This window comes from Fictibacillus gelatini DSM 15865, assembly GCF_000430745.1.
Taxonomy (GTDB): Bacteria; Bacillota; Bacilli; order Bacillales; family Fictibacillaceae; genus Fictibacillus_A; species Fictibacillus_A gelatini.
Genome location: NZ_KE387233.1, coordinates 19,824 through 31,578 on the forward strand (window position 1 = coordinate 19,824; position 11,755 = coordinate 31,578).

General features: G+C 39.9%; 10 protein-coding genes and 1 pseudogene. 7 read left to right on the forward strand and 4 right to left on the reverse strand.

The annotated features are described in order from the left end of the window. Positions 1 to 188: 188 nt before the first annotated feature. Together H538_RS25855 and H538_RS27185 are read right to left on the reverse strand one after the other, a co-directional pair. On the reverse strand, positions 189 to 353 hold the full coding sequence (locus tag H538_RS25855; protein ID WP_081412761.1) for an aspartyl-phosphate phosphatase Spo0E family protein: 165 nt from the start codon (positions 351 to 353) through the stop codon (positions 189 to 191). 68 nt (positions 354 to 421) lie between these two features. Further along, positions 422 to 595 (reverse strand): Spo0E family sporulation regulatory protein-aspartic acid phosphatase, encoded by a 174-nt coding sequence (locus tag H538_RS27185; protein ID WP_081412762.1) that lies wholly within the window; start codon positions 593 to 595, stop codon positions 422 to 424. Between the two features lie 505 nt (positions 596 to 1,100). Between H538_RS27185 and H538_RS0121150 the strand changes: the two genes are divergently transcribed. Together H538_RS0121150 and H538_RS0121155 are read left to right on the forward strand one after the other, a co-directional pair. Further along, positions 1,101 to 2,420, forward strand: a complete 1,320-nt coding sequence (locus H538_RS0121150; RefSeq protein WP_026679275.1) for a hypothetical protein — start codon at positions 1,101 to 1,103, stop codon at positions 2,418 to 2,420. Continuing rightward, on the forward strand, positions 2,417 to 5,185 hold the full coding sequence (locus H538_RS0121155; protein WP_026679276.1) for a DEAD/DEAH box helicase: 2,769 nt from the start codon (positions 2,417 to 2,419) through the stop codon (positions 5,183 to 5,185). Before H538_RS0121150 ends, H538_RS0121155 begins: the two co-directional genes overlap by 4 nt. Positions 5,186 to 5,214: 29 nt before the next feature. On the opposite strand, the gene H538_RS0121160 is transcribed toward H538_RS0121155, so the two are convergent. Next, positions 5,215 to 6,042, reverse strand: coding sequence for a DUF2935 domain-containing protein (locus tag H538_RS0121160; protein WP_035351903.1), 828 nt, complete (start codon positions 6,040 to 6,042; stop codon positions 5,215 to 5,217). A gap of 235 nt (positions 6,043 to 6,277) precedes the next feature. Here H538_RS0121160 and H538_RS25870 point away from each other — a divergent pair. The 4 genes and pseudogenes from H538_RS25870 to H538_RS0121180 all read left to right on the forward strand — a co-directional run bounded on the left by H538_RS25870 (position 6,278) and on the right by H538_RS0121180 (position 9,513). Beyond that, a pseudogene (locus tag H538_RS25870) lies at positions 6,278 to 7,235 on the forward strand (GerAB/ArcD/ProY family transporter). 61 nt (positions 7,236 to 7,296) lie between these two features. Then, positions 7,297 to 7,638 (forward strand): HU family DNA-binding protein, encoded by a 342-nt coding sequence (locus H538_RS0121170; RefSeq protein ID WP_281172215.1) that lies wholly within the window; start codon positions 7,297 to 7,299, stop codon positions 7,636 to 7,638. Positions 7,639 to 7,762: 124 nt separating this feature from the next. After that, positions 7,763 to 9,226 carry a PAS domain-containing sensor histidine kinase gene (locus H538_RS0121175; RefSeq protein ID WP_026679279.1) on the forward strand — a complete coding sequence of 488 codons (1,464 nt, stop codon included), beginning with the start codon at positions 7,763 to 7,765 and terminating at the stop codon, positions 9,224 to 9,226. Positions 9,227 to 9,270: 44 nt separating this feature from the next. Continuing rightward, positions 9,271 to 9,513 carry a hypothetical protein gene (locus H538_RS0121180; RefSeq protein ID WP_026679280.1) on the forward strand — a complete coding sequence of 81 codons (243 nt, stop codon included), beginning with the start codon at positions 9,271 to 9,273 and terminating at the stop codon, positions 9,511 to 9,513. Between the two features lie 46 nt (positions 9,514 to 9,559). On the opposite strand, the gene H538_RS0121185 is transcribed toward H538_RS0121180, so the two are convergent. Further along, positions 9,560 to 10,933 (reverse strand): FAD-binding oxidoreductase, encoded by a 1,374-nt coding sequence (locus tag H538_RS0121185; protein ID WP_425589743.1) that lies wholly within the window; start codon positions 10,931 to 10,933, stop codon positions 9,560 to 9,562. A 131-nt stretch (positions 10,934 to 11,064) separates the two neighbouring features. On the opposite strand from H538_RS0121185, the gene H538_RS24725 reads away from it, so the two are divergent. Then, a complete protein-coding gene (locus H538_RS24725; protein WP_051291610.1) occupies positions 11,065 to 11,574 on the forward strand; it encodes a BsuPI-related putative proteinase inhibitor in 510 nt (169 codons plus the stop codon). Positions 11,575 to 11,755 lie beyond the last annotated feature (181 nt).

An 11,755-nucleotide genomic window follows, 5' to 3' on the forward strand; every position in this document is an offset into this window, starting at 1 on the left:
AACTTAACCTCAGTGCCCAATTATACAAGCGGAGTATGACAGGGGGGTTAGGAGGAAGTAACAGTAACATTACATGTTTATTTCATTGGCAAAATTCGACTGAAATAAATCCATTTTTTTCAAGTTGGGCAAAAATAATGGCCCGAACAAGTTTTGTCAGGGCCAATGAAGTCATCATGAAGCGATCATCAATAATAAAAGGACTTTCTATTTGTTGAACGGTTGGACAATAGAAGATTTAACAGTTCATCAAGTTCCTGGCTGCACTTAATCGTTTCTTCTGCCGTTAAACCATAAGTTTTGCCAAGACATAATAAAACTTCACGCTTGTCTTCAATTTGTTGTAACAGCATTTATTTCACACTTTCTAATAGAATTTTTATTATAAGAAAATCCGTTTATTGTAAACTGCTCATATTTATTATCGACCGGTTTTTCGCAGTTGTTGATACTGAAATAAAACTTTATCTAACTTTTGGCTAATTTTAAGAAGATCGGGGTGTGTTAAATTATCTCCAACTTGTTTGCCGATGGCATATAGCTCATCCCGCAAAAGAGAAATTTGGGAAAGGATAGTTTGCTGATTTTCGACCATGCCGACGTCGTTACGAAAAACTGATGGGATAGTAAAATGTGAATGACGGTGCTGTTTTTGTTTTTCGTGAACGATTACCCTCCTTGTCTAAAAAATAGTTATATGAATCTCCACTCATTGGTTATGTAAAAGTTAAAGTAGAACACTGTCTATAGTTTTCGTTCTTTTTATCGAAATAAGACCGTCTTTATCAAGTTATTGGAAAAAGTTTTCGACATCATCTAAGTTGAAGTTGAGAACAATGACAATAAATTTCGCCATTTTCGTTACTATTGTAACACGATTTCGAATTAATGCTACACCATTTGAGAAAAAAGTCCAGTTTTAATAATAATATGTAAACTTATATCCAACTTTGTCCTTATTTCCAGAAAGATGCAGAATGGATCAAGAGGTTATTTGAATGAGCATCTGTTGTTTTTGATATAATGAAGAAATAGCACAAAATAAAGGATCACTGCCCGATCACAGGGATGAATCGTTTTTATGAAAGGAAATGAAAGAAATGGACAGGGAAAATGAGAGCAAACAAGAATTGTGGGATCTCGGTGTCCCTGAAACAATCATTGAAAAAAAACAGAAACAACATATAGATGAGATTTCAATTGCGAGCTGGAAGGCGTTTTTTAATGATTGCTTTGATCAATTTGAACAACAAAAATTACGCCAACTTTCGTTTCGCCAAATGGTGGAGGGGAAAGAGTATAGTTTCTCCCACATTCATAAAGAATACTACCCTCGGTTGCTGAATGCCGGGGAATTTCCAGACGATAATATTGCTCTATTATATCGATTTCATGTTCAGCTGGAAACATTAATGCGCTTAGCAGACTATGAAAAAAAATTCGGGATTCCCGAGTATCCACAATCCCATTTTTCTCTAGTATTGAACCAATTGGTCGACGGAATGTTTGAAACGTCACAACAGGCGGATCCATCTCAACTAAGAAAAAACTATTTGCAATTAGTCGAAGAAAGTTTAAAAGAATTTCAATCCGTTTTTCAACTACCGCCAAAATATTCCGATCGCATTTTTCTTGTGTTTCAAATCGGCTGGGCGACTTTTTATTACGATAAAGAATGGGTTTTAGCCTATGAAAAACAATTGCTAAAAGAAAAAGAAGCCGGTTCGAAAGCGTTGTTTTTAGATATGGCACTCGCCCATTTTTCATTTTTAAAAGGGGATTTGAAAGAAACATTTGAGAGAGTCGACCAGATGGAAGAATTTTCGGTTTATCATTCGATGGTTTGGATCGAACTTTTGTTTAGCTGGAGGCAGTGGGACGATCTGCTTAAATGGCTATTGGCGTTAAAACCAACATTCAAGCGCATTCTCGGGTACTACTATCGGGATGCTGAGGCAAGAGAGCTAATACATGATTATTTGCATTTTTTCTGGAAATACGCTCAATATACGGGTGAAGAAGAAGAGTATGAACAATTGCTGATTGAATTTTTACCTATTACGTTTCATGAATACGGTGAATATTTGCTTGTTCAACAACATTTCGAGCGGTGGGTTGAACTTTATTTATTAATGGGATTTTCGCCATCGCTTATCAATGGCGCAGACTTAAAGGAAGTTGAAAATGAAAATCGTGAAGTTCTCCTTCCCTTGTACCATCAATCGGTTGATAAACTGATCCGTGAAAAAAATAGGAAGTCGTACAAGCTTGCTGTTTACTTTTTAAAAAAATTAAAAACGATTTATAAAAAAATGAAACGGGAAGAACGGTTTGAGCAATTTATTGAAAAATTGAGCGATGAATATAGCCGGTTGCGCGCTTTTCAAGAAGAGTTGAAGAAAGGAAAGCTAATTTCATGATTAATGTTATTGACACAGTTTATCACGCAAAATGGGTTGGTGACAAAGGTGTCATGTTATGGGCGGAAAAAGAAGACGAGATTCTTCATATCGATGACTGGAAATCGCTTCTTTTTGCGCGGCATGAAGAATCGTTTTATGGGACGTTTCTTAACTGTGAAAAAAATTCGCTTATTTTTTTATCGCCATGGAGTGCGGTTAAGCTTTTTTCCAATTATCCTTCTTTTTTTATTAAGCAGGAAAACTGGAGCGCCTCTGCGTGGGAGATGATCGAAACCGCACGCATTATTATGAAGGCCGTTTTAAATAAGCAAGTTAAACCAGATTTTGCCGCCTGGAAAGCTGGAGTGTGGGGATGGGCTGTCCAGGGCATCGATCATGTGCCAGAGTGGGTAAACGCCGCGCTTGATAACCTTGCCCAATCCGAGCCGGAAATGCTTGACGCCGAAGAGGAATTTTTCGACCGTTTTCCATTTGAGCATCTTCTGGAACAAGCAACGATCTATGATACGCTTTCGGAGGAAACATGGCTTGCGAAAATTGGATGGAAAAAGGATCTTGCCCCCTTTTATACTATATTTAAATTAATTGAACCGGAAGAAGACGAACGGCATTGGAACGTTAAATTGATGCTCCAAGAGAAAAAAGGGCCGCTTTCGGTTGAATGGACAGACTCAATACGGGATCTTCCTGAAGAATGGGCACCTTATCAATCACGGGTGACAGAAGATTTGAAAGTCGCTTCGGAGCTCGTTCCTTTTTTACGTAATAAAGATGGCACATTCAAGCGAAATCTGACTGAACTACAGGCGTGGGATTTTTTAAATGAAAAAAGCGAGCTGCTTAATGAGGCAGGACTTCAAGTTGTGCTTCCGGAGTGGTGGGAAGCGTTGAAAGAATTGCAGCCAACGCTAAAGGCGAAAGTAAAGTCTTCTTCAAGCAAATATGCTTCATCATTTGTCGGTTTACATTCGATTATTCAATTTGATTGGAAACTTTCAACCGGAGAAATAGAATTAAGCGAAGAAGAGTTTATGAAGCTTGTAGACAGCAAGCGCCGGTTGATAAAAATACGCGGGAAATGGTTCAAGCTCGATCCGGCCTTTATTAAGGAAGTGAAACAGGTCATGAAGTCCGTTGACAAAAATGGCCTGCAATTAAAAGATATTTTGGAACAACACTTGTTAAAAGGAGCGGAAACGGACGAACAAGAAGATACCTCGCAAATTAGGCATTTTTCGATTGAGTTAAATCAATATTTTGCAAAAATGATAGAGCAGTTAACCGAAGTTAAGTCGATTCCAGTATCAAACGAAGCGAAAGGATTTAACGGGAGCCTTCGCGAGTATCAGAAGGTTGGCAGCTCGTGGATGCAATTTTTCCGCAAGTTTGGTCTCGGCTGCTGTCTGGCCGATGATATGGGGCTCGGGAAAACAATACAGACGATTAATTATCTTCTTCATGTCAAAGAAAATGAAGAAAGTGATGTGCCGGCATTGCTCATTTGCCCCACTTCGGTAATTGGCAACTGGCAAAAAGAGCTGAAGCAATTTGGACCTGATTTAAATGTTTATCTTCATTATGGAGGAAATAGGGCAAAAGGCGATCAATTCGCGAAGTCGATTCAAGAAGCGGATGTTGTTATTACATCATATACAACGGCACAGCTTGATGAAGAAGAGATTTCCAAAGTAATATGGAATGCAATTGTCCTTGATGAAGCGCAAAATATTAAAAACAGCTTCACGAAACAATCGAAAACGATCCGCCGCATGAAAGGCCGCCATAAAATCGCTTTAACCGGAACACCTGTTGAAAATAGGCTACTTGAATTATGGTCTATTTTTGACTTTTTGAATCCAGGGTATCTTGGGAGTGAGGCGGCTTTTCGAAAGAGGTTTGTCTTGCCGGTCGAACGGGAGAATGACAATGCCCGGCTAAACCAGTTGAAGCGTCTCGTTCAACCGTTTTTATTGCGGCGGACGAAGCAGGACTCGATCGTCCAGCTAAATTTGCCGGATAAACAAGAAATCAAGGAATATTGCCATTTGACGGCTGAACAGGCATCACTTTATGAACGAATTATTCAGGATACGTTTAAGCAGTTGGAAGAGTTGACGGGAATGAAGCGACGCGGGTTGATCCTTGCGATGTTAGGCAAGTTAAAGCAAATTTGCGACCATCCCGCCCTGTTTTTAAAAGAAGAGAAAGGGAAAAGGCTTGACGAAAGGTCGAATAAATTTACAAAAATGGTCGAGCTGTTAGAAGCCATTCGCGATGAAGGAGAACGCTGTCTCATTTTCACGCAATTCATTTCAATGGGAAATATGATCCGCGAGTTTCTTGAGAAGAAGTGGGGAGAGCCTGTTCTTTATTTACATGGCAGTGTTCCTAAAGCAAAACGAGATGAAATGATTGAACGTTTTCAAAGCGGTGAAAATGGGGTTTTCATCCTGTCGCTTAAAGCGGGTGGAACGGGATTGAATTTGACAGAAGCTAATCACGTCATCCATTTTGACCGCTGGTGGAATCCTGCTGTGGAAAATCAGGCGACCGACCGCGCCCATCGGATCGGACAAAAACGGTTTGTCCGGGTCCATAAACTGATCACGCTCGGAACATTGGAAGAACGCATTGATGAGATGCTGGAAAACAAAAAAGAATTAAGCGAAAAAGTGATTTCAAGCGAAAACTGGATTACCGAACTTTCAACTTCTGAGTTAAGGGAGCTTTTTGCACTGAGAAAAGAATGGGTGGATGAATAGAGAATGACTCTAACAGGTGAGTCATTCTCTTATTTTTTTCGAAATGAAGGTTTTGACAAGCTACAAGGCGGATAGTGAATATCGGGTGCGTAATGTGATAATTTTTTTAAAAAGTAACACGCTTCTGGAAAGTGGTGTTCCAAAAATCGAAGGGTTGTTTGGGTAAAAATTTCTTCTTTTTCAAAGAGCTGAACGGCGTGTTCGACTAGCCGGGTAAATCCTGAGACAGATAATGCTACATTTCTTGCAAAATGGATTTGTGCCGGGAAATTTTGCGGTGTAAATCTTAAATAGCCTTTAATGGCTTCGTTTTTTACCATATGGGCTTCAAATTGCTGTTTAAACTGTTCCGTTTCTTTTACGAGCGGCAGTTCTACACCATCTATGCTGCGAATCAAAAGTGCGGCATGGCCAACCTGGTCCTCCAACCATAGATCTAGCAATTCAACCAGTGAAAGAATCGGGGGAGTTTCTCCGTTTCGATAAAAGGAAAGTAACCGCAAATATTCTTGATTTTCGTTTAATGTGCCGTTTAAATAAGTCGGCGTTAAATTTAAATTCACCTTGTTTTCAATCCGAAGCCGTTGCAAGTGCCCTTCAAATTGATAATATCCGTAAGCTACCGGGTAAGCTTCATTTGAGAATTCGATCATTTTTTGCGAAGACTCGGTCTCCTGGAGGGAGATGGTTTGCAACTTTTTTCTTAATTGAGAAAAAGCATGAATATAATATTGAGCCCCGGCTACCCAGCGTTCTTCATCCGGTGATAAGAAATCACGGATGAAATACGCATGGTCTTCCAAAATTTCCAGCCAAAAGGCATGCTCTTCCCACGGATGAATGATTTCATACGCCATAACATTCCCCCTAAAAAACGTTCATGGTTCAATCTATGTGTCTAACGTTAAGATCATTCGAAAGTACTATTGAAGAAGCCAGGAAATGTATTAAATTGGATGATTTTGGAGAGTGTAACGGTAGAGGGATTTGCATATGGTCAATAGATGGGGTGAAAAAATGATTGAAAAAGGGAAAATATCAAGCAGTCAATTTGCAATCTTAGTGACCATGTTTACCATTGGCAGTGCGGCGATGCTTATCCCAACGCTCCTTACCCTTGAAATCAAACAAGATGCGTGGATCGGGGCTGTATTTGGTGTAATCTTTGGTTTATTATTTGTTAGTTTATACAGTTCGCTAGGAAAAAAGAATGGCGAATATACTTTAGTAGAATCGTGTGAAAAATTACTTGGAAAATGGATCGGCAAACCGCTTTCCTTTCTTTATATTTTTTATTTCTTATCTCTAACGGCAGCTTTACTGCGGCAACTTGGAGATTTTATGACAACACAAATCATGCCGAATACACCTTTACAAGCGATTATTACTTGCGACAGCCGTTATGATATATGGGACAAGACTTGGGCTTGAATCGCTTGCCCGTACGGCCCAATTAATTTTTCCATGGCTTATTTTATTTTTTATTCTTATCATTATAGCAACTATGCCCAATATTGATTGGCAGAAAATTCAGCCGGTCTATGAACATGGGACGTTATCCATAATGCGGGCGGGCTATATTTTTCTCGGAATCCCTTTTTTAGATTTTGTCATTTTTTTAATGATTTTTCCTTACGTGAATGATCAATCCGCGGCAAAAAAAGCTTTCCTGACCGGAACCGTAGTTGGGGGATTGATCATTGTTATTATAACTGCGCTCTCTATCCTTATTTTCGGCCATTATTTAACGTCCGTTAATTTTTTTGCGCCATATGTATTAGCGAAAAAAATAACGATCGGAAATTTTCCGGCGCGGATTGAGGCGGTCTTCGGCGGAATTTGGCTCATTGGAACGATCATTAAAATTACGGTTTGTTTTTATGCATCCGTGCTCGGTTTTGCCCAGTGCCTGCATTTTAGGGACTATCGTTTTCTTATTATGCCGTTTGCGATAATTGCGGTGGTTTTATCAATTCTTATGTTTCCAAACATCGTTTTTTTCTATTATGTCGCTTTGAACATTTGGACGTCTTATTCATTTTTATTTTGAGTGTTCTTGCCATTTTTATTACTGATTATCTCTATTTTTCGGAAACGTGTATAAAAAATATATTCCTGGTCATAATGGTAGCAAAGCAAGATTAAAACTAGTTTTTGAGGAGGAAGTTTCACTTATGAGAAAACAAGACCTTGTGAATGCGGTAAGAGAAGCTACCAGCATGAATAAAAAAGAATCAACGTTAGCGGTTGAAGCCGTTCTTAATGCGATTACTGAAGCTCTTAGTAAAGGTGAAAGCGTTCAATTGATCGGTTTTGGAACCTTTGAAACTCGTAATCGAAATGCGAGAAAAGGGCGCAATCCACTAACAGGTGAAGAAATTATGATCGCAGCAAGCAGCGTACCGGCATTTAAGCCAGGCAAAACGTTGAAAGAAGCAGTTAAAGCGGTATAAAAAAGAAGCGGGCATCCGCTTCTCTTTTTTTACGTCTTCTTGCAAAAAAATGATAAATGAAGAAGGATTACGACCATTTATTTCTAAATAGTATAGAAGATTGCATATGAAGGGTGGAAGGAGAATGGCACCTAAAAATGAAGAAGAATTAACGGTTGCGCTTGAATTGTTAGAATCCGTGTTAGAAGGCACATCAGACGCCATTCTTATTTTAGATAAAAATGAAGACATTATCCGCATCAACCAGTCGTTTGAGCAGATGTTTGGCTGGAGTGTGCGGGAATTGCAAGAAAACGAGTTGAAAACACGAATTATCATTCCATCTGAACATGAAAAAGAGGTAGATGGAATTATCCATCATTTGAAATCAGGGGGATCCCTCCCTATACATAATACCCAACGGCTTCGAAAAAGCGCGGAGAAGATCGATGTATCGATATCCTATTCCTCGATTAAAGATTTGGAGGGAGAGGTCATCGGTTTTGTCCTCATTTATAGAGATATTACAAGGCAGAAAAAGGTGGAACGCGCCCTCAGGGAAAGCGAAGCAAAATACAGGGTGATTGCCGAACATTCAACGGATTTAATGGTCGTGTTAGATACTAAAGGAAGAGTTCTTTATGCTTCCCCTTCCCATCATTATGTATTAGGTTTCGAAGTACAATATGTACACAAACATATGCTCTCCCATATTCATCAAGAAGATATAGACCGGTTCATCGATACATATAAAAGCGCAGTCATAGAGAAAAAATCGTTTAAAATTGATGTGCGAATAAAACATGCAAACGGAAGCTGGATCGATATTGAAATGAGCGGAGTTCCCGTGATTAATGAAAAAGACGAGATTGAGAGCATTGTCATGATTGGCAGGGATATGACGAAGAAAAAGCAGGCAGAAGAAATGATGCGAAAATCTGAAAAGCTTTCTGTGCTTGGGGAACTCGCGGCAGGCGTAGCCCACGAAATCCGCAATCCTTTAACGTCATTAAAAGGATTTGCCCAACTGTTAAAGGAAGCAAAAGATGAAATGAAAATGGAATATATCGATATAATGCTTTCAGAATTGGACCGTATTAATGATATTGTTGGTGAATTAATGCTTGTCGCAAAACCCCAGGCTGTCCAATATGAATACAGAAATTTTAATGAATTGTTGTATAGTGTTGTCAGGCTGCTTGATACCCAGGCTATTATGAAAAACATCCAAATCAAGTGCGATATCGATTCAAACCTTCCTCCCGTTTATTGTGTTGGAAATCAAATGAAGCAGCTTTTTATTAATTTATTGAAAAATTCAATTGAAGCAATGGACAATGGAGGATTGATCCAACTGACCGCTTTTTATCAAAATGGAAACGTGAGGGCCATTTTAGAAGATGAAGGCGGGGGCATACCAAAAGACCGGCTCACTACGCTCGGGGAACCGTTTTACACAACGAAGGAGAAGGGGACAGGACTTGGCCTAATGGTCTGTTTTTCAATTGTGAAAGAGCATCGTGGCTCGATTCAATTTTTTAGTGAAGAAGGCCGCGGGACACGGGTGGAAATTCAATTGCCGATTTCAGCGGACGATCGTTTAACATAAGTTTTTACTGGCTATACTGGTGCTAAAAAGAAAGCGGGATGGACATGGAGGAACGTTTTCGAATCTTTTTTTGTTATCGGGCAACTGACTTGAATTTTCTAAATGTGCATGGGATGAATATGAAAACAAAAGAGCTGTTTTCGATTCTTCTTCATTCCCCCGAAGACCGGATTGATTTAACCTATAACACGAGTCATTTGCCTGGCGAGTTGCTTGAAGTATTGCACAAAGAAAAAGAGAAAATTGACAGCGGCTATTACGATGTAAGGCAGTGGACTTGTAAATGAACCAAATAAAACCTCCAAAAGCGCTTTTTGGAGGTTAGTTGATTTTTTATAAAATTTTACCGGGATTTAAAATATGGCCTGGATCTAATTGTTGCTTAATCATCTTCATTAACGGTAATGTATCCTTATGTTCTTTCTTTAAATACTTCATTTTCCCAATCCCGATGCCATGCTCGCCTGTACATGTTCCGCCTTTTGCCAGTGCATATTCAACAATTTTTTCATTCACATCATTTGCCTTCTTCACTTCAACCGGATCCTTTTTGTTAAACATCAAGATGGAGTGGAAATTACCGTCTCCTACATGCCCGAGAACGCCGCCGACCAATCCGGATTGATCAATGACATTTCGCGCGTACACGACGGTACCGCTTAATTCCGAAAGCGGAAGGCATACATCCGTTAACATCATTTCTTTTCCGGGATGCCCATGTTTAAAGGCGTATGCAAGCTGATGACGTGCTTCCCAGAGGATTGACCGCTTTTTCGAATCGGTTTCAAACAACAGTCCATTGCAGCCATTTGCTTCAAGAAGTTCTATCGCAAATTGGATATCGTGCTTCAATCCCGCTTCGTTTCCATGAAACTCCAGAAACAATGTTGGAAGCTCCGGATAATCGGTTTCACTATGCTTGTTCACTTGATGGATAGAATAAGGATCGACCAGCTCTACTCTTGCGACTTGAATTCCCGCCGAAAGAAGCGAAATCGCCCCATCTACTGCTTCTTTTATTGACGGGAATGTCGCTCTTCCCGCCGCAATATGCTCGGGAATGCCGTAAACTTTTAATGTAATTTCAGTAAACAACCCGAGTGTTCCTTCCGATCCGACAAAAAGCCCGGTCATATGGTAGCCAGATGAAGATTTAGCAGCAAGGCCGCCTGTGTGAATAATTGTTCCATCGGCCAGCACCACTTCAAGATCCCGCACTTGATCCCTCATAATGCCATAGCGGACGCTAGTTGTACCGCTTGCATTAGTTGCGGCCATACCGCCGATCGTCGCATCTGCACCGGGATCGACAGGGAAAAACAATCCGTATTTTTTTAATGCTTGATTAAGCTGCGTTCGAGTAACGCCGGGCTGGACACGGACAAGGAAATCTTCAGGCCGGACTTCAATCACTTGGTTCATCAGTTGAAAATCGATTGAAATGCCGCCTTTAAGTGGGATACAGTGCCCCTCTAAACTTGATCCGACGCCAAACGGGACGACAGGAATTTGGTGAACATTCGCGAATTTTAAAATAGAAGCCACTTCTTCCTTTGAGATGGGGAAAACGACAACATCCGGCATAACAGGTGAATGGTGAGATTCATCTTTGCTATGCTGTTCTAGTATCGTTTCATTCATCGTTGCCCGGTCTTCCGCCGTTAGTTTCTTCATATCCAGAAGAAGTGATTCATGGATAATTTTCACTTTAAAACCCTCCTTAAGATGCAGTGTGAATTACAGGTCTATAGGGTAATTTATATAAAGATATGGAAAATCCTTTTTTAAACTAGTAAAAAATAAGCAATCAGCCTAAACTAATCATGAGGTGATCAAATTTGAAAATTTGGTTCGTACTATTAAGCATGATCGTATTTCTGGCCGGTTGTGGATCGACTGTCGATAAAAAAGAGGCAGAGAAGGGGGCGCCTGTCATGGGGGATGGAAAAAAGAATGAAAAACGCGGGGAAGAACCGACGCCTGGCGAACATGGCATCATCGCTGGAAGCATAGAGCCTTCCTTAAAAGTAATGGAAGAAAAAAAAGGTATGACACTGCTCCGCTATGAATTAAAAAACCAGACCGAGCAAGTTAAAGTATTTCAGTTTAAATCGGGGCAAAAATTCGATTACATCATAAAGGATAAAACCGGAAAACAGGTTTACCAATACTCGAAAGACCATATGTTTATCCAAGTGCTCTCGAAACTCCAAATTAAACAAGGAGAATCATGGGTTCAGGATATCATGGTCAAAAATTTGGAACCAGGAACGTATACAATTACGATCTGGCTGACCGCAAAAGACGCTCCGAAATATGAAAAATCGTTAACGTTTGAAATGAAGTAAGAAACAGGCCCGCAAAGAGGTAACGCGGGTCTATTTCTTACATTTAGAAAAAGGGTAATTTGTTTGTTATTCGAGAGTCATAAGTGAATTTGTCTTTAACAGCGCCAATTTAAAGAATATTTTTTTGTCGCTGGGTCCGATGATGTCGAGGAGAGGCGTTCTCAAGGACAGAAAACAAGGT